Below are 17,457 nucleotides of genomic sequence, written 5' to 3'. Positions count from 1 at the left end.
CTGCCGACCAAGCTGGTCGCGATCGGCGAGGTCGGGCTCGCGGGCGAGGTGCGCCGGGTGACCGGCGTCCAGCGCCGACTCGCCGAGGCGTTTCGGCTCGGCTTCACCCACGCGCTGGTCCCGCCCGATCCGGGCAAGATCCCCAAGGGCATGAAGGTGATCGAGGTGGCCGACATCCGTGAGGCCCTGCGTGCGTTCAACCTGGTGTCGCCCAAGCGGGAGCGGGAGCGGGGGGCCGAGCCGGAGAAGCGTTGACCCCGAAGCCGGCCGGCGAGCGACCGCGCCGAGCACCCGCGGCCACCTCCGGCAACCTTTCCGGCGCCCCGGCGAGTGGCCGGTCGCCGGCTCGGAGATACTCGTCAAGCGGAACCATGTGCACGACCTGTGCCGAATCACGGCTTCGGACCGGATAAGGCGACCGGTCGGCGGCGGGGAGGCACTAGACTTTTCCACCGATCTTCCGACGTAGCGGCCGACCCCGTGTCGACCGCAGGTCCTGAGGCGCTCCCGGCCGTGCATACCGGAGCAAATGCCCGGGTGACGGCCGATGGCCGGCCGAGGATGGCAACGACCACGGGGAGTTCTGTGGCTACGAATGACCGGACCGACAAGGGCACGAGCGCCGAGGCTGTGGTGCGCGCCGCGCTGGAGTCCGTGGCACCGGGCACGGCGCTGCGCGACGGCCTGGAGCGCATCCTCCGGGGCAACACGGGCGGCCTGATCGTGCTCGGCTTCGACAAGACGGTGGAAGCGCTGTCCACGGGCGGCTTCGTGCTCGATGTGGAGTTCTCCGCGACCCGCCTGCGCGAGCTGTGCAAGCTCGACGGTGGCGTCGTGGTCGACCGCGACTGCACCAAGATCGTCCGGGCGGGGGTCCAGCTCGTCCCGGACCCCGCGATCCCGACCGAGGAGACCGGCACCCGCCACCGCACTGCGGAGCGCGTCAACAAGCAGACCGGCTACCCGGTGGTCTCGGTGAGCCAGTCGATGCGACTGATCGCGCTGTACGTCAACGGCAAGCGACACGTACTGGAGGACTCGGCGGCGATCCTGTCCCGGGCCAACCAGGCGCTCGCGACCCTGGAGCGCTACAAGCTGCGCCTGGACGAGGTCTCGGGCACCCTGTCCGCCCTGGAGATCGAGGACCTGGTCACCGTGCGCGACGTGTGCGCGGTGTCGCAACGGCTGGAGATGGTGCGGCTGATCGCCCGCGAGATCGACGGCTACGTCACCGAACTCGGCTCGGACGGGCGGCTGCTCTCGCTCCAGCTCGAAGAGCTGATCGCGGGGGTCGAGGACGACCGCAAGCTGGTCGCCCGCGACTACGTACCCGAGCGCGCGATCAAGCGCGGCCGGTCCGAGGTCGACGTGCTCGCCGAGTTGGACGGCCTCGCCCACGCCGATCTGCTCGACCTGCAGACCGTGGCCCGCGCGCTCGGCTTCACGTCGGGGCACGAGGTGCTCGACTCGGCGGTCAGCCCGCGTGGCTACCGACTGCTCGCGAAGGTGCCCCGGCTCCCACCGGTGGTCATCGAGCGGCTCGTGGAGCACTTCGGCGGCCTCCAGAAGCTGCTCGCGGCCAGTGTCGACGACCTCCAGGCCGTCGACGGTGTCGGCGAGGCGCGCGCCCGCAGCGTGCGTGAGGGTCTGTCGCGACTCGCGGAGTCCTCGATCCTGGAGCGCTACGTGTAGCCCGCGACGACACGACTCGTGGCAAGCGCAGGAAAAGAAAGAAGAGAAGGGGCCCGGCGCATCGCGCCGGGCCCCTTCTCTTCTCGTGTGTGCGTGGGTGGTACCGGGAGCTACTTGCCGGCGACCGTGAAGCGGAACGCGCCCGAGGGCTCCAGGCCCGCCAACATGCCCTTGGCGTAGAAGCCCGCGCCCGCCACGGGGGCCGGGCTGATCGGGGTCTGGCCCTGACCGCTCGCGCAACCGGCGGCGTTCGAGCGCGTCCACGACCAGTCGTGCACGTTGCTCCACTGCTGCGTGTCGCCCGCCTGGAGCTGGCGCACGTCGGACACCGGGTTGGCCGCGCAGTCGGCCGAGCTCCAGTAGCGGTCCGAGCCGGAGAAGACCTCGACGTAGGCGCTCTTGATGCCGAAGTCGATGTAGCACGTGGGGCCGGTCTGGTTCGTCACCATCAACTTGAACGACATCTTCTGGCCCGCCACGTAGGCGGTCTTGCCGCCGTCGACGGACTGGACCTGCACTCGGATCATGGCCGGGGTGCACCACTGGCCGCCTGCCGGCGCGGCCTTGCCGCCGCCGGGGACGCCGGGCACGGTGCCGCCGTTGCCGGCGGTGTTCGCGCCGGGTTGCCCACCGGGCTGGCCGGCGGTCTGCCCACCGGGCTGTCCACCCGGCTGGTTCGCCGCTCCACCGGTTTGGCCGCCGGTCGCGCCGGGCGTCGATCCGGTACCGGGCACGCCCGGAGTGCCACTGGCACCACCGGTGATCGGCGGCGGGTTCGCACCCGTCGTCGGGTTCGCGCCCGGCGTGATCGCGCCGGGGGCGGGCGTGCCGGAGGTGCTCGGCGTGGGGTTCCCGCCGCCGGCGGTGTTCTTCTTCTTGTCGGAGTCGCCTCCGCGGCTGCAGGCAAAGGCGACGAGCGCGATCAGCAGCGCGAGCGCGAGCAGCACAACGACCCGCCGACGCCAGTACACGGTTGACGGAAGATGACCCACGGGTCGGCGCATCGAGTCCACGTCGGAACTCTAGGGGAGATCGTTACTCCGTCCGGTGTAGCCACACCGTCCGACACGTTTGAATTTTTGCCGTGTCGTCGTCGAAGAAGCCCTGGTCGTAGGTACTTTCCGGCATTACGGGGCAGAACCCACCGTCACCCTCCCGAGTGAAGCCCCGCAACGTGCGAGGATCAGGGGGACATGTCACACGCACTGCACGAGCCGATCCTCGACTGGTACTCGGCCCATCATCGCGACCTTCCCTGGCGTACCGCCGACGCGTCCGCGTGGGGGGTGCTCGTCAGCGAGTTCATGCTCCAGCAGACCCCCGTGGCCCGGGTGCTCCCGGTCTACGAGACGTGGCTGACCCGCTGGCCGACGCCGGCCGCGCTCGCCGCCGACGAGCCGGGCGAGGCGGTGCGCTCGTGGGGTCGACTCGGCTACCCGCGACGCGCGCTGCGTCTGCACGGCGCGGCGACCGCGATCGTCGATCGGCACGAGGGCGAAGTCCCCTCCGGCCACGAGGATCTGCTCGCGCTGCCGGGGGTCGGCGAGTACACCGCCGCCGCCGTCGCCTCGTTCGCCTTCCGCCAACGGCACATCGTCCTGGACACCAACGTGCGCCGGGTGATCGGTCGCACGATCGACGCCGTCGAGTATCCACCGCAGGCCACCACCCCGGCCGAGCGCCGCACCGCCACGACACTGCTGCCGACCGACGCCGACACGGCGGCGACCTGGGCGGTCGCGATCATGGAGTTGGGCGCGCTCGTGTGCACCGCGAAGTCCCCCCGGTGCGTGGGCTGTCCGGTCGCCGCGCTGTGCGCGTGGCGACTCGCCGGCAAACCGGCGTACGAGGGTCCCGCGCGCCGCGGACAGACCTACGCCGGCACCGACCGCCAGGTCCGCGGCAAGCTGCTCGCGGTCCTGCGCGACCACGAAGGCCCCGTGTCACAGGCCGAGTTGGACGCCGTCTGGCCCGAGCCCGTACAGCGCGCACGGGCCCTGGACGGGCTCGTCGCCGACGGTCTGGTCGAACCGATCGCGGCCGGCGTGTACCGCCTCCCGGGCCGGCGCCCGTCCTGAACCGGCGGCGATCGTCCACCGACCGAAAGACGTGGGGAAACCTTTTGGCGGGATTCCCGGGTATCGACGACCCCGGCGCGGCCGGCGACGAATACTGGGAGTAGCTCCTCGCGATACGGAAAGCGATGACGGTGCGTGTTCGGCGGCGCACAAAGATCCGGCGGCGCACCAAAGATCCAAGGGGGACGCGGATGACGGACGGCTACAGCCACTACAAGCCCGCTCCGGACGAGGCGATCCAGTGCATGGGCTGCCAGGGCGCCGGGCTCGACACCGCCGGGCGGCTGTACCGCAGCCGACACGGCGCGGTCTCCACCGTCTGGGCCGGCACCCGCTGCCCGCACTGCCGAGGTACCGGTTGGCTGCTCAACGGCCCGACCGACCCGCCGGACGGTTGCACCGGCGGGCCGTGGCGAACGGGACCGTGACCCGCGAAGGGGTCAGAGCTCGGTGATCGGTTCCTGGAGTTCGGTGACCCACTTCGCCTGGTCCTGCGGGCATTCGAGGTACGACTCACGGGCGTAGCCCGTCGAGCGGTACCCGTCCGTGTCGATCCGGTGCGCGAGCGTCTGCGCGGTGGTCAGGACGCCGTCCATCGGGCCACGATGCACGATGGTCGCCGCCCGCTCGATCACCGGCAGCTCGACGACCGCGAAGTCGGCCGTGCCGCTCACCGATGGCGCCACCGGGAGCCCCGCGTGCACGACGATGCCGTCGTCGCCGTTCGGCGAGTCCTCGTAGTAGGCGATGCCCGGACCGATCGGTTCGACCCCGGCCGCTTCGAGCACGGTGCACAGCGCGTCGAACAACGGGCCGACCACCGGCCCGATGTCCTCGGGGGAGAAACCGGCGGCAACGCCGCTGAGCTCGGCCAGTCGGACGGCCGGGATGCGCTTGACGACAACGTCTTCCGTGGGCATGTGCCCCTCGCTTTCGATCGTTCGAAGGCGCGCCTCGACCCGTGCGAGCCGTACCGCCGCCTCGGCGACGGCCGTCTCCAGTTCCACCCGACGCAGGCACAACATGCCTCGCAACGCGTCCGCGTCGAGCCGCTCGTCGAGGATCAGCCCCACCTGGCGCAGCGTGAAGCCGAGATCCTTGAGCGCGACGACCCGGTTGAGCCGGGCGAGCTGCCCGGCCTCGTAGAAGCGGTAGCCGGTCACCGGATCGACACGGGCCGGTCGCAGCAGCCCGGTGGCGTCGTAGTGACGCAGCATCCGAACCGACACGCGACCGTGCTCGGCGAACTCTCCGATACTGAACATGACCCGTCCACTCCATGGCCTGACACGGTGTCAGGGTCAAGCGGTGACCCGGTCGAGCGGTGTCAGGGCCCGGAACCGCCGGCACCGGTGCGCCGGATCCGCGCGACACCGGCGTCGAGGTCGATGCCCGTACGGCGCGGCGACCCGTCCTGGTCGTCGTCGCGCAACACCGACTCGACCCGGCGTTGTTCGAGCTGGACGCGCTTGCCGGGCGAGAGCAACGCGTGCATCTCCTCGGTACCCGTGGCCCGGAACGAGCGCGGCCGGGCCGATCCGCCCTCTCCCCGGCCACGCCCGGGCCTGATCCGCCAATACAGCCGCAGCCCCACGGCGAGGAACAACGGCGACACCAGGAGCGCCGACACGATCACGGTCACCAGACTCCACATGTGCGCTCAACGCCCGTCCCGGCCCGAAAGTTGCCGCGAACCGGCCTCCGTCCGCCGCCCCGACCGACTCCCGACTCGGCAATCCGCGCCCGCACCCCGCCGGAGCCGCCGGCTCGTCCGTCGCGCCGCCGGACGGCCGCCCCACCCGGCACGGATCCGGGGTCCCCCGTCCTCCGTTTCCCCGCGAGCCGTTAACCCGGTCGGGTGAATCCGGGCCGATCGCCCACGGTCTGCGACGGGCCTTGATCCGGCTGATTACCGGCCCGAGGACCTCACGAGCCCCCCACCGCCCGATCCGCTCCGGTTGTCGCTTCGACCGATCGGCCGTCTTCTGGTGGAAGGAGCTCCCACACGACAACCGCCATGTCGCGGCACCCTCGCCACGACGCCGGGAACAGGAGCGTTGGCTCGTGAAGACGAATGTCACCCCGCAGGAACTGATCGGCCGCAAGGTCGTCGATTCCGAAGGCAGCAAGATCGGGACCATCGGCCAGGTGTACCTGGACGACCGCACCGGCGAGCCGGAGTGGATCACCGTCAAGACCGGCATGTTCGGCGGACGCGAGAGCTTCGTGCCGCTGGGACCGGCCGACATGGACGGCGACGACCTGCGCGTGCCGTTCGACAAGGAGCTCGTCAAGGAAGCGCCGAGTCTGGGCACCGACGAGCACCTCTCGCCGGAGGAAGAGGCTCGCCTCTACCGCCACTACAGCGTCACGCCGTCGTCCGGCATGACGCGCACCGACACCACCGCGGGCACCGCAGGGACCGCCGCGGCGGCCGGTGCCGCCGGGACCGCCGGCACCCAGCGCAAGGCCGACATGTCGAAGTCCCAGCTCGCGGGCACCGACGAGGGCTACGAGGAACTCACCGGTCGGCACGACCCGTCGGTGCGCACCAACTCGCCCGACGCCGCTGCGGGCGCCGCGACCGGCCGACTCGGCAAGTCCACGATGGACCCCGATGCCAAGGCCGGCCCGGCGTCCTCGACGACGGCCCGTTCGTCGATGGAGAACAAGGGCGCGGCCAAGGCCGGCGACAGGTCCGCCAAGGCGGGTGCCGACACCGCGATGACGCGGTCGGAGGAACGTCTGGAGGTGCACGTCGAGACGGTCGCGGCCGGTCGCGCGGCACTGCGCAAGATCGTCGAGACCGAGCGGGTGGACAAGGTCGTCCCCGTGACGCACGAGGAGTGGGAGATCGTCCGCGAGCCGATCACCGACGCGAACCGCACTGCGGCGATGGCCGGCGCCGACATGCGCGAGGCCGAGCACGAGATCGTGTTGCACGCCGAACGGGTCGTCGTCCGCAAGGAGATCGTCCCCCTGGAGCGCATCCGCCTGGTGTCCAAGAAGGTGCAGGGCGAGCAGCGCGTGACGGAGGAGGTGCGTCGCGAGCGGTTCGAACTGCACGACGGGGACAAGGTGCAAAAGCTCGACGACACGGGTGGGCGGCTCCACCAGGGCAAGTGATCCCACACCGTTCGACCACCTCACCCGAAGCCCCCGACCGCCCCGGCTCGTCCCACCGCCGGCGGTCGGGGGCTTTGCCCGTCGACCGAGGAGAACCGGGCGGATCCCGTCGGAAACAGGGGCGGAACACCCCTTCCGCCCGGGCGTTACTCGCCAGTAGGGTCCGGGCATGGACCTCACGGTGTTCGCCATACCGGCCTTCACCCTGCTCCTGGTCGTCGAGTGGGTGTCGTACCGATTCGCCCCCGACGACAGCGAGCGCGGCTACGCGGTCAAGGACACCGCGACGAGCCTGACCATGGGCCTGGGCAGCATCGCGGCCGGGCTCGGCTGGGGGCTGCTGACGGTGCTCGCGTGGGAGGGGCTGCACGAACTGACGCCGTTGCGGCTCGACCACACGTGGTGGTCGTGGATCCTGGTGATCGTCGGCGTGGACTTCTTCTACTACTGGGAGCACCGGGCCGGGCACGAGGTCCGCCTGTTGTGGGCGTCGCACGTCGTGCACCACTCCAGCCGGCACTACAACCTGTCGACCGCGCTGCGGCAGACCTGGACCGGGGCGCACCACATCGTGTTCATCGGGCCGATGTTGCTGCTCGGATTCCCGTTCGCGATGGTCGTGACGTCGTTCTCGATCAATTTGCTCTACCAGTTCTGGATCCACACCGAGCGCATCGGCCGGCTGGGGAGACCGATCGAGTTCGTCTTCAACACGCCGTCCCACCATCGGGTCCACCACGGCTCGAACCGGCAGTACCTGGACCGCAACTACGGCGGCATTTCGATCGTGTGGGATCGACTGTTTCGCAGCTTCGAGCCCGAAGGCGAGCCGGTGAACTACGGGCTGACCAAGAACATCGAGACCTACAACCCGCTGCGGGTGGCCTTCCACGAGTACGCGGCCATCGCCCGCGACGTGCGGGCCTCGCGGACCCGGCGCGAGCGCCTGGGCCGGGTATTTCGCGGACCGGGGTGGCAGCCGGGGCCCGCGCCGACACCCGCGCCGCCGGCCCTGGAGGCCACCGCGTGAGCGGGCGCGTCCCGCTCACCGCCTACTTCGCGCTCGGCCTCGCCGACACCGTGTTCGCCGCGATCGACCTCACCGCACCCCGCCTGGTCACCAAGACCCTGTTGATGCCGCTGCTGATCGTTTTCCTGTACCGGGCCGTGCGGCCCGCGGCACGGCCCGAACTGCCGCTCGCGGTCGGCGCGCTCGTGGGCGGATTCGTGGGCGACGTCGGGCTTCTGGTCGACCGCGACGCGGCGTTCATGGTCGGGATGGGCGGCTTCGCGGTCGGTCACGTCTGCTACATCCTGGCGTTTCGGCGCCTGGGCATCGCGATGCCCGGCCGGTCGGCCGCGGCGTATCCGCTCGCGTGGGCGGTGCTGATGGCGTTGGTGTGGCGGGGGCTGGACGACCTGCTGGTGCCGGTGCTCGGCTACAGCCTGCTGCTGACGGCGATGGCGGTGTGCGCGGCCGGGGTGTCGCGGCGTACGGGGTTGGGCGGCGCGTTGTTCCTGTTCTCGGACGCGGTGATCGCGCTGGGCATCGCCGATGTGGACCTGGTTCCCAGGCAGGACGCGGTCGTGATGCCCGCGTATGTGGCCGCGCAGGCGCTGCTCGTGCTCACGTGGGCCCGTTGGCCGTTCCCGGGCGGCGATGCGGCGGCGGACTCCCGGTCCGCCGCCGCTGTGCCGTGAGCGTCGATCAGTTCGCGTACTTGGCCGCTGCCTCGGCGTACTCCGGCTCGGGGTTCATCGCCGCGGCCAGCCGCAGATACGGTGCGGCCTCGGTGCCCCGGCCGGCCCGTTCCAGGGTGCGGCCGAGCGCGTGGGTGGCCCACGCGTCACACGGATCGAGGTCGAGCACCCGACGCAGGGTCTCCTCGGCGTTGCGCAGCTGCGCCGAGACGAAGTACGCCCGTGCCGCGAGCAGTTGCACGGCGACGTTGTCGTGCTCGTCGTCGAGTACCGGTTCCAGCACCTTGAGCGCGGCCAACGGGTCGCGCCGTTCGACCAGTTCCTCGGCCCATCGGTAGTTTTCCAAGGTCAGCGTCACGGTCGGCTCCTTCCACGGTGCTCGTGACATCACGTCGGACACCGTGCCCAACCGAATACCACCCTGGGGTATTCCATCGCCCGGTCAGCCGGGGATCAGCACCGCTCGACCGTTGATCCGGCCGTGGTGGAGGCGGTCGTAGACGTCCGGCGCGTCGGTCAGCGCATACTTCTCCACGTGTGCGCTCACCGCGCCGTGCCGGGCCAGGTCGATCAACTCGATCAGCTCGGACCGCGAACCCCAGTAGGGCGTGCTCACCGAGCACTCGTACGGGACTCGGCCGAAGCCGACCGGCAGTACCCCGCCGCCGATGCCGACGATGGTCAGGTCGCTCTCGACGCCGGCGCACGCGACGGCGAGGTCCACGGTGGGCTGCACACCGGCGAAGTCCAGCACGACCTGCGCGCCGAGGCCGTTCGTGGCCTCGCGGACGATGTCGGCGGCCTTGTCGTCGGACTTGATCGCGAGGTGCGCGCCGGACTTTCGGGCCAGTTCCAGCTTGTCGTCGCTGACGTCGAGCGCGATCACCTGTGCGGTGGACAGCGCGCGGATCAACTGGACGCCGATGTGGCCGAGGCCCCCTACGCCCAGGACCACGGCGGTGCTGCCCGCGTACAGCTTGTCGAGCGAGCGCTTGATCGCGTGGTACGGAGTCAGGCCGGCGTCGGTGAGCGGCACGGTCTGGATCGGGTCGAGGTCGCCGATCGGCACGAGGTGGCGGGCGTCGTCGACGAGCACGTAGTCCGCGAGCGCGCCCGGCGCGCCCAAACCGGGTGGGCGGATGCCCAGTTCCTCGGCGCGCGTGCAGTAGTTCTCCTTGCCCTGCGCGCACGCGTGACAGCTTCCGCAGCCCCACGGCCCGTAGACCACGACCGCGTCGCCGATCTCGAAGCCGGTGACGCCGTCGCCGAGCGCGGCGACGGTACCGGCGCCCTCGTGTCCCAGGGTGAGCGGGGCGTCGGAGCCGAACGTTCCGGGCGGCTGACTCATCACGAAGATGTCGGAGTGGCAGACACCCGCGGCGGTGACCTTGAGCAGGACTTGACCCGGGCCCGGTTGGGGCGCGGGGATCTCCCGCACCTCGACCGGCTTGCCGAACTCGACGTATTGGACGGCCTTCATGGGTTTCTCCCTTTCCGGCGTACCGGCCCCCATGCCGTATCGGGTCATGGATGGTGCGCTGGTGGGCACGGCGGGCCGGCGACGTCGTTTGTCAGGCTATTACGCACCAACCGATCGGATTACCGGTACGGGGTATCCGTGAGCCTTGGCTACGGCGCGGTGTAGCCGCCGTCCACCAGGTGGTAGCTGCCGGTCACGAACGAGGCCCGGTCGCACAGCAGGAACGCCACCAGTTCGGCCACCTCGTCGGCCGTGCCGAGCCGCCCCATGGGGTGCAGTCGGGCGAGCTCGGCGTGCGCCTCGGCGTCCGAGTCCTTGAGCAGCGGCGTCTCGATGAAGCCGGGGCCCACCGCGTTGACCCGGATCCCGCGCTGCGCGTACTCGATCGCGGCGGTCTTGGTCAGGCCGATCACCCCGTGCTTGGCGGCGACGTAGGCGACCGCGTTCGGGAAGCCGACCGAGCCCAGGATCGAGGCCATGTTGACGATGGCGCCGCCGCCGGTCTCCAGCATCGCGGGGATCTGGTAGCGCATGCCGTAGAAGACGCCGCTCAGGTTGATGTCGACGACCTTGCGCCACCCGTCCGGCGGGTAGTCGCCGGTCTGCGCCTGCGGGCCGGTGATGCCGGCGTTGTTGACCGCGAGATGCAGGCTGCCGAAGGCCGCGACCGCGGCGCGGACCAGGGCCTCACAGGACGCGGGGTCGGCGACGTCGACACGCACTGCGCGCGCGATGCCGCCCGTCGCCGCGATCCGGTCGGCGGTGCGGGATGCTCCGGGCTCGTCGAGGTCGGCCGCCACCACTTGGGCCCCGTCGGCGGCGAGTCGATGGGCAATGGCTGCGCCGATGCCGGAGGCGGCACCGGTCACGATGGCGGTCTTGGCTGCGAGGTCGGCACTCATGCCTACGATCCTGCGAGCGTGTGGGCGCGAACGCCCGTCGTGCGGGCCTAATGGGGGACGGCCCCGGGCGCGCGAGGCCTGGGGCCGGCCCCGTGCACGGATCGTTGGGTCACAGTCCGTTCATGGCGACGTCTATGCCGCGCCGCACGATCGCGGCCTTGGTCTGCGGCGGCACGTCGGCCAGCTCGGTGTCGAGCAGCAGGACGCTCAGGCCGTGCACGGCCGACCACATGACGATGTCCGAGTACGGCCGGCGCTCGGCCGGGAGTCGGCCGGTCACCACGAGTTCGTCGAGCGCGTCGGACATCAGGGTGTACGACTCGTCCGGGAATTCCGGTAGGCCGTCCGCTCGGGCGTCCGCGCCTTCGGGTGGCTTGGTGCCCGCCATCGGGACGCCGGCCGGGCCGCTGTGGAAGATCGTCCGGAACAGGCCCGGCTCGGCCAACGCGAAGCGGACGTAGCCCGCGCCCGCCGCGCGCAGCCGGCGGATCGCCTCCTCGCTGCGGTCCTCTCGCGCGGGCGCCGCGGCGAGTTCGGCGTGCATCGCGGCGGCCAGCATCACGAAACCGTGGTCCTGGACCGCGCGGACGAGGTCCTCACGGTTGGCGAAGTGCCGATACGCGGCCGTGGACGAGACCCCGACCGCCCGTGCGGCCTCGCGCAGCACGATCGCCTGCGGGCCACCCGTGCGGGCGAGTTCGACCGCGGCCTCGGTCAGCGCATTGCGCAGGTCACCGTGGTGATAGGCGCGGCGGGCCGCGGAACCACCCGTTTGTTCGACAACCACGTGTCCTCCATTGCTCAGCCCCCATGTTGACAGCGCGAACATTCGCTGCCAAGTTATCAGTGAGAACATTGTTATCGGCGCCAACATATCGTGTTGTGTGCCTCGTTCGGCACCGTCCCGCCTGCTCGAAACCGCACGGAAGGTCGATGATCATGCTCGAACGACTGGGAGATTTCGTCTTCAGGCGAGCCCGCGCGGTGCTCGTCGTCGGCGGGCTGCTGTTGCTCGTCGCCGCCGGGGTCGGTTTCGGCGCCTTCGGCAAGCTCCAATCCGAAGGGTTCGACGCCCCGGACTCGGCCTCGTCCCGCGCGAAGGAAACGATCGAGGACACCTTCCCGGGACGGCCCAACATCGTCTTCGAGGTCCGTGCCAAGGACGGCTCCACCGTCGACGGACCGGCCGTCGCCGCAGCCGGCCGAACGTTCACCGAGGCGCTCTCCGGATCGCCCGGCTTCGACCACGTCGCCTCCTACTGGACCACCGGCGCCCCCGGCCTCAAGGCCGACGACGGCCACGGCGCGCTGGTGGTGGCGCATGCCGCCGAGGACGAGGTCAGCGCCTTGCCCAAGGGCGCCGAACCACCCGCGGACAGCCCGATCAAGGTCCGGATCGGCGGCGAGAACGCGATCGGACCGGCGGTGAGCGGCGAGGTCGGCAAGAGCCTCGCGTTGGCCGAGGCGATCGCCGTACCGCTGACCCTGCTCCTGCTCGTGCTCGCGTTCGGCAGCGTGATCGCGGCCCTGATACCGCTGGCGATCGGCTTCATCGCGATCATGGGCACGTTCGCCGAACTGTTCGTGCTCGGCAGCCTCACCGACGTGTCGATCTTCTCGATCAACCTCACCACCGCACTCGGGCTCGGCCTGGCGATCGACTACGCGCTGTTGATCGTGGCCCGACACCGGGAACTACTCCGTTCCGGGCACGACCTGCACGACGCGGTGGTGGGCACGCTGCGTACCGCGGGCCGCACCATCTTGTTCTCGGCGGCGACCGTGGCCGCGGCGCTCGCCGTGCTGCTGGTCTTCCCGCAGTACTTCCTGCGCTCGTTCGCCTACGCGGGCATCGGCGTCGTGATCATCTCCGCGCTCGCCGCACTGATCATCGCGCCGGCCCTGCTGACCGTGCTCGGGCCGCGCGTCGATTCGCTGCGCGTCCGCGGGATCAAGGGCGTCCAGGGCGCCGAGGCGCCGATGTGGTCCAAGCTCGCGGGGCTGGTGTCCCGGCGGCCCGCACTGACCGCGTTGCCGGTGCTGGCGGCCCTGCTGCTCGCGGCCTCGCCGCTGCTGGGCGTGCAGTTCGGCACGCCGGACGAGCGGGTGCTGCCGACCGCCACCGATGTACGGCAGGTGGGCGACACGATGCGCGAGGACTACAGCCACAACGACACCCGCTCGATCGACGTCGTGCTGCTCGGCTCGGGCGCCGAGGCCCCGGTGGACGGCTACGCCGCCGCGCTCGGCGCGCTCCCGGGCGTGACCCGCGTCGACAGCGCGGCGGCGGATTCGGTCCGGCCCGGCGCGCGACTGCTGACCGTGATCACCACGCTGCCCGCCAAGTCGGACGCCGCCCAGGACCTCGTCCACGACGTCCGCGCGGTACCCGCGCCCGACCGCACCGAGGCCCTCGTCGGCGGGACCGACGCGGCGCTCGTCGACACCAAGAGCTCGATCGCGGACCGGTTGCCGCTCGCGTTCGGGCTGATCGTGCTCAGCACGTTCGTCCTGCTGTTCCTGTTCACCGGGAGCGTCCTGCAACCGCTGCGCGCACTGCTCCTGAACGGGATCAGCATCACCGCGGCGGTCGGCGTCACCGTGTGGGTCTTCCAGGACGGCCACCTGTCCGGATGGCTCGGCTTCACGCCGCTGCCGATGGACACGTCGATGACGGTGCTGTTGTTCTGCATAGCGTTTGCGCTGTCGATGGACTACGAGGTCTTCGTGACCAGTCGGATCAAGGAACTGCACGACGCGGGCGAGTCCGACGCGGACGCGGTCCGGCACGGTCTGGGCCGCACCGGACGCATCGTCACGACGGCGGCCGCCCTGCTCGCGGTGACCTTCGTGGCGTTCTTGACCAGCAGTGTGAGCTTCCTGCAACTGTTCGGCTTCGGCGCCGCGCTGGCGATCCTCCTGGACGCGACCCTGGTGCGCGGCGTCCTGGTACCCGCCGCCATGCGGGTCCTGGGCCGTTACGCGTGGTACGCCCCGGCCCCGCTGCGCCGCCTCCACGAGCGGGTCGGCCTGCGCGAGTCGGCCCCGGAATCGGTCGACCTCCCGGCCCACAGGGCGCCGGCGGAGGCGGCCGAGAGCGAGGTGTCCGCGCACAAGGGCTGAGTCGGGCCGCACGGGAGCGGCCCGGCCGGGCGGGGGTCCGACCGAGCGGTTCGGGGCCGAATCCGGAAAACGCGAGGGCCGCCCCCGGGAATCACTTCCCGGGGGCGGCCCTCGTGTCGTGCGTCGGCGCCTACTCCTTGGTCAGGTTCGGGCCCGAGCCGGTCGCCTCGACGGGCGGTGCGTCCGGCAGAGGTGCCTTCTCCATGCCCTCGAAGGTGAACTTCTCTTCCTTGCCCTCGCCCTCGGTGTCGACCACGATGATCGACCCCGAACGGAGCTCGCCGTAGAGGATCTTCTCGGAGAGGTTGTCCTCGATCTCGCGCTGGATCGTCCGACGCAGCGGACGAGCGCCGAGCAGCGGGTCGTAGCCCCGCTTGGCGAGCAGGCTCTTGGCCGCCGGGCGCAGCTCGATACCCATGTCGCGGTCGCGCAGACGCTCGTCCACCTTGGCGATCATGAGGTCGACGATCTGGATGATGTCTTCCTCGGAAAGCTGGTGGAAGACGATCGTGTCGTCGACACGGTTGAGAAACTCGGGACGGAAGTGCTGCTTGAGCTCTTCGTTGACCTTCGACTTCATCCGGTCGTAACCGGTCTTGACGTCGGCCGTGCCCGAGAAACCGAGGCCGAAGCCCTTCGAGATGTCCCGTGTGCCGAGGTTGGTCGTCATGATGATGACGGTGTTCTTGAAGTCCACGACCCGACCCTGGGAATCGGTCAGGCGACCGTCCTCCAGAATCTGCAGAAGCGAGTTGAAGATGTCCGGGTGGGCCTTCTCGACCTCGTCGAACAGCACGACCGAGAAAGGCTTGCGACGCACCTTCTCGGTGAGCTGGCCACCCTCTTCGTAACCCACATATCCGGGCGGGGACCCGAACAGCCGCGAGACGGTGTGCTTCTCCGAGAACTCGCTCATGTCGAGCTGGATCAGCGCGTCCTCGTCGCCGAAGAGGAACTCGGCGAGCGTCTTGGACAGCTCGGTCTTACCGACGCCGGACGGGCCGGCGAAGATGAACGAACCACCGGGACGCTTCGGGTCCTTGAGGCCGGCGCGGGTGCGCCGGATGGCCTGCGAGAGCGCCTTGATGGCGTCCTTCTGGCCGATGACCCGCTTGTGCAGCTCGTCCTCCATGCGCAGAAGACGGGCCGACTCCTCCTCGGTCAGCTTGAAGACCGGGATGCCGGTGGCGGTCGAGAGGACCTCTGCGATCAGTTCCTCGTCGACCTCGGCCACGACGTCCATGTCGCCGGCCTTCCACTCCTTCTCCCGCTTCGCCTTGTCGGCGAGGAGCTTCTTCTCGCTGTCGCGCAGGGACGCGGCCTTCTCGAAGTCCTGCGCGTCGATCGCGGACTCCTTGTCCCGACGCACGTTGGCGATCTTCTCGTCGAACTCGCGCAGGTCCGGCGGCGCGGTCATGCGACGGATGCGCATGCGCGAGCCGGCCTCGTCGATGAGGTCGATCGCCTTGTCCGGCAGGAACCGGTCGGAGATGTAGCGGTCCGCGAGCGTCGCCGCGGCCACGAGGGCCTGGTCGGTGATCGACACGCGGTGGTGCGCCTCGTAGCGGTCGCGCAGACCCTTGAGGATCTCGATCGTGTGCGGCAAGGACGGTTCCGCGACCTGGATCGGCTGGAAACGACGCTCCAGCGCCGCGTCCTTCTCCAGGTGCTTGCGGTACTCGTCGAGCGTGGTCGCACCGATCGTCTGCAGCTCGCCTCGCGCCAACATCGGCTTGAGGATGCTCGCGGCATCGATCGCGCCTTCGGCGGCACCCGCGCCGACGAGCGTGTGCAGCTCGTCGATGAACAGGATGATGTCGCCGCGGGTGCGGATCTCCTTGAGCACCTTCTTCAGGCGCTCCTCGAAGTCACCGCGGTAGCGGGAACCCGCGACGAGCGCGCCGAGGTCGAGCGTGTAGAGCTGCTTGTCCTTGAGCGTCTCGGGCACCTCGCCCTTGACGATCGCCTGGGCCAGACCCTCGACGACGGCGGTCTTGCCGACGCCGGGCTCGCCGATCAGGACCGGGTTGTTCTTGGTGCGGCGGGACAGCACCTGCATGACCCGCTCGATTTCCTTCTCGCGCCCGATGACCGGGTCGAGCTTGCCTTCGCGCGCAGCCTGGGTGAGGTTGCGCCCGAACTGGTCGAGCACCAGGGAAGTGGAAGGAGTCCCCTCCTGACCGCTTCCGCCCGGGGTGGCGGATTCCTTGCCGCCCGAGTAGCCGGAGAGCAGCTGGATGACCTGCTGGCGGACCCGGTTGAGGTCGGCGCCGAGCTTCACGAGGACCTGGGCTGCGACACCCTCGCCCTCGCGGATCAGGCCCAGGAGGATGTGCTCCGTGCCGATGTAGTTGTGACCCAGCTGGAGCGCCTCGCGAAGCGACAGCTCGAGGACCTTCTTCGCACGGGGCGTGAAGGGGATGTGACCGGACGGGGCCTGCTGGCCCTGGCCGATGATCTCCTCAACCTGCTGACGCACTGCCTCAAGCGAGATGCCGAGGCTCTCCAGGGCCTTCGCAGCGACGCCCTCACCCTCGTGGATGAGGCCGAGGAGGATGTGCTCAGTACCGATGTAGTTGTGGTTGAGCATCCGGGCCTCCTCCTGAGCCAGGACGACAACCCGCCGCGCGCGGTCGGTGAACCTCTCGAACATCGTTATCGCTCCTCAGAGCGGTCGTGCAGATCGGGGACGGTCCCCTCCCTGTCCTTCCGCATGCTAGTCCTGCACGCAGGACCGCTCGATTCGTCCGTGAAGACGCGCGACCCACGTGTTGCGGACCGCTTTGGACAACTAGTCAAACCCGATGGTGCGTGTCGGTGTTCCCGCTGGCCACTTCCTGAGGCCGATTCGGAGTACGCCAGAAGCGAACGCGGCCGTGCGCCCCACCCGGCGAAGCCCCCTTCGACTCCCGTGACCACGATCTCCCCCGACATATTCGGGTCATACCCCGGACGACACCCGCTGTATACCGCCAGGTCACGACCGGTGTGCCGGCGCTCGCCACGCACCGGGGGCAGGCCCGGCCCGGCCACTCCCCACCCTGCGTCACTCAGTGCGCTCGACATATCACCTTTCGTAACCTTGCCGACGTCCCGCAGTTGAACACGGTATGGCAGCCACGCTTGTTTTCGCGTCCCGTTCGGCGCCCGTCGTACCGGGCCCGCTGGACGAAGCTCTTTGGTATGCACGATCCCTCGGGTGGCCGGCTTGTCCGGGGGACCCGGATTCGGCGGGCGCGGCGGCGCCCGCGACGACCGACTCCGGGGTGCTCGCGGCGTACTGGGCGAGCGCCCCGACAGCGGCCGTGCGGCTGGCCGCGGGCGTGCACTTCGACGTCCTGGACGTGCCCGGCGC

Annotated in this window: 16 protein-coding genes and 1 pseudogene; 9 read left to right on the top strand and 8 right to left on the bottom strand. The window is 70.1% G+C overall.

Features of this window, described 5'->3' with window-relative positions; genetic code table 11:
* Nucleotides 1-255, top strand: a pseudogene (locus GT354_RS10130) (DNA repair protein RadA); the annotation flags it as partial.
* Between the two features lie 330 nt (nucleotides 256-585).
* Nucleotides 586-1,692 (top strand): DNA integrity scanning diadenylate cyclase DisA, encoded by a 1,107-nt coding sequence (disA, locus tag GT354_RS10125; protein ID WP_346011963.1) that lies wholly within the window; start codon nucleotides 586-588, stop codon nucleotides 1,690-1,692.
* A gap of 110 nt (nucleotides 1,693-1,802) precedes the next feature.
* Here the strand turns inward: disA and GT354_RS10120 are convergent, their stop codons facing one another.
* Nucleotides 1,803-2,705 carry a hypothetical protein gene (locus GT354_RS10120; protein ID WP_161355940.1) on the bottom strand — a complete coding sequence of 301 codons (903 nt, stop codon included), beginning with the start codon at nucleotides 2,703-2,705 and terminating at the stop codon, nucleotides 1,803-1,805.
* Between the two features lie 180 nt (nucleotides 2,706-2,885).
* Between GT354_RS10120 and GT354_RS10115 the strand changes: the two genes are divergently transcribed.
* Entirely contained in the window at nucleotides 2,886-3,770 is an 885-nt protein-coding gene (locus tag GT354_RS10115; RefSeq protein ID WP_161355939.1) for an A/G-specific adenine glycosylase, read from the top strand.
* A gap of 191 nt (nucleotides 3,771-3,961) precedes the next feature.
* A complete protein-coding gene (locus GT354_RS10110; protein WP_161355938.1) occupies nucleotides 3,962-4,198 on the top strand; it encodes a hypothetical protein in 237 nt (78 codons plus the stop codon).
* A 12-nt stretch (nucleotides 4,199-4,210) separates the two neighbouring features.
* Here the strand turns inward: GT354_RS10110 and GT354_RS10105 are convergent, their stop codons facing one another.
* On the bottom strand, nucleotides 4,211-5,035 hold the full coding sequence (locus GT354_RS10105; protein WP_161355937.1) for a MerR family transcriptional regulator: 825 nt from the start codon (nucleotides 5,033-5,035) through the stop codon (nucleotides 4,211-4,213).
* A 62-nt stretch (nucleotides 5,036-5,097) separates the two neighbouring features.
* Nucleotides 5,098-5,412 carry a DUF6191 domain-containing protein gene (locus GT354_RS56440; protein WP_161355936.1) on the bottom strand — a complete coding sequence of 105 codons (315 nt, stop codon included), beginning with the start codon at nucleotides 5,410-5,412 and terminating at the stop codon, nucleotides 5,098-5,100.
* A 422-nt stretch (nucleotides 5,413-5,834) separates the two neighbouring features.
* On the opposite strand from GT354_RS56440, the gene GT354_RS10095 reads away from it, so the two are divergent.
* The 3 genes from GT354_RS10095 to GT354_RS10085 all read left to right on the top strand — a co-directional run bounded on the left by GT354_RS10095 (nucleotide 5,835) and on the right by GT354_RS10085 (nucleotide 8,597).
* Nucleotides 5,835-6,896, top strand: coding sequence for a PRC and DUF2382 domain-containing protein (locus GT354_RS10095; RefSeq protein WP_161355935.1), 1,062 nt, complete (start codon nucleotides 5,835-5,837; stop codon nucleotides 6,894-6,896).
* 169 nt (nucleotides 6,897-7,065) lie between these two features.
* Nucleotides 7,066-7,926 (top strand): sterol desaturase family protein, encoded by an 861-nt coding sequence (locus tag GT354_RS10090; RefSeq protein WP_161355934.1) that lies wholly within the window; start codon nucleotides 7,066-7,068, stop codon nucleotides 7,924-7,926.
* On the top strand, nucleotides 7,923-8,597 hold the full coding sequence (locus GT354_RS10085) for a lysoplasmalogenase (RefSeq protein ID WP_161355933.1): 675 nt from the start codon (nucleotides 7,923-7,925) through the stop codon (nucleotides 8,595-8,597). The genes GT354_RS10090 and GT354_RS10085 overlap by 4 nt, the downstream gene beginning before the upstream one ends.
* 7 nt (nucleotides 8,598-8,604) lie before the next feature.
* Here GT354_RS10085 and GT354_RS10080 read toward each other — a convergent pair whose 3' ends face one another.
* From GT354_RS10080 to GT354_RS10065, 4 genes are all read right to left on the bottom strand, one after another.
* Nucleotides 8,605-8,955 carry a tetratricopeptide repeat protein gene (locus tag GT354_RS10080; protein ID WP_346011962.1) on the bottom strand — a complete coding sequence of 117 codons (351 nt, stop codon included), beginning with the start codon at nucleotides 8,953-8,955 and terminating at the stop codon, nucleotides 8,605-8,607.
* Between the two features lie 84 nt (nucleotides 8,956-9,039).
* Nucleotides 9,040-10,077, bottom strand: a complete 1,038-nt coding sequence (locus tag GT354_RS10075) for an NAD(P)-dependent alcohol dehydrogenase (protein ID WP_161355931.1) — start codon at nucleotides 10,075-10,077, stop codon at nucleotides 9,040-9,042.
* 149 nt (nucleotides 10,078-10,226) lie between these two features.
* The gene (locus GT354_RS10070; RefSeq protein WP_161355930.1) at nucleotides 10,227-10,979 is read right to left on the bottom strand and encodes an SDR family NAD(P)-dependent oxidoreductase; all 753 of its coding nucleotides are present in this window, start codon (nucleotides 10,977-10,979) and stop codon (nucleotides 10,227-10,229) included.
* 109 nt (nucleotides 10,980-11,088) lie between these two features.
* Nucleotides 11,089-11,766, bottom strand: coding sequence for a TetR/AcrR family transcriptional regulator (locus GT354_RS10065; RefSeq protein ID WP_161355929.1), 678 nt, complete (start codon nucleotides 11,764-11,766; stop codon nucleotides 11,089-11,091).
* Between the two features lie 152 nt (nucleotides 11,767-11,918).
* Between GT354_RS10065 and GT354_RS10060 the strand changes: the two genes are divergently transcribed.
* Complete coding sequence (locus GT354_RS10060; protein WP_161355941.1) at nucleotides 11,919-14,102, top strand: MMPL family transporter; 2,184 nt, start codon at nucleotides 11,919-11,921, stop codon at nucleotides 14,100-14,102.
* A gap of 130 nt (nucleotides 14,103-14,232) precedes the next feature.
* Here GT354_RS10060 and GT354_RS10055 read toward each other — a convergent pair whose 3' ends face one another.
* On the bottom strand, nucleotides 14,233-16,755 hold the full coding sequence (locus GT354_RS10055) for an ATP-dependent Clp protease ATP-binding subunit (RefSeq protein WP_161355928.1): 2,523 nt from the start codon (nucleotides 16,753-16,755) through the stop codon (nucleotides 14,233-14,235).
* Nucleotides 16,756-17,212: 457 nt separating this feature from the next.
* On the opposite strand from GT354_RS10055, the gene GT354_RS10050 reads away from it, so the two are divergent.
* On the top strand, nucleotides 17,213-17,457 hold a 245-nt coding region (locus tag GT354_RS10050; protein WP_202511713.1), incomplete at its 3' end, for a bifunctional DNA primase/polymerase.

Source organism: Streptomyces sp. SID3343, assembly GCF_009865215.1.
Taxonomy (GTDB): domain Bacteria; phylum Actinomycetota; class Actinomycetes; order Streptomycetales; family Streptomycetaceae; genus Embleya.
Note: the sequence above shows the minus strand (reverse complement) of the source record. Positions and strands in the feature narration are given on the sequence as shown.

Excerpts from the sequence above, each read along its gene's own strand:
- GT354_RS10055 (WP_161355928.1), bottom strand. The coding sequence starts at position 16,755 with ATGTTCGAGAGGTTCACCGACCGCGCGCGGCGGGTTGTCGTCCTGGCT.
- GT354_RS10110 (WP_161355938.1), top strand. The coding sequence starts at position 3,962 with ATGACGGACGGCTACAGCCACTACAAGCCCGCTCCGGACGAGGCGATC.
- GT354_RS10060 (WP_161355941.1), top strand. The coding sequence starts at position 11,919 with ATGCTCGAACGACTGGGAGATTTCGTCTTCAGGCGAGCCCGCGCGGTG.
- GT354_RS10075 (WP_161355931.1), bottom strand. The coding sequence starts at position 10,077 with ATGAAGGCCGTCCAATACGTCGAGTTCGGCAAGCCGGTCGAGGTGCGG.
- GT354_RS10090 (WP_161355934.1), top strand. The coding sequence starts at position 7,066 with ATGGACCTCACGGTGTTCGCCATACCGGCCTTCACCCTGCTCCTGGTC.
- GT354_RS10070 (WP_161355930.1), bottom strand. The coding sequence starts at position 10,979 with ATGAGTGCCGACCTCGCAGCCAAGACCGCCATCGTGACCGGTGCCGCC.
- GT354_RS10105 (WP_161355937.1), bottom strand. The coding sequence starts at position 5,035 with ATGTTCAGTATCGGAGAGTTCGCCGAGCACGGTCGCGTGTCGGTTCGG.
- GT354_RS10115 (WP_161355939.1), top strand. The coding sequence starts at position 2,886 with ATGTCACACGCACTGCACGAGCCGATCCTCGACTGGTACTCGGCCCAT.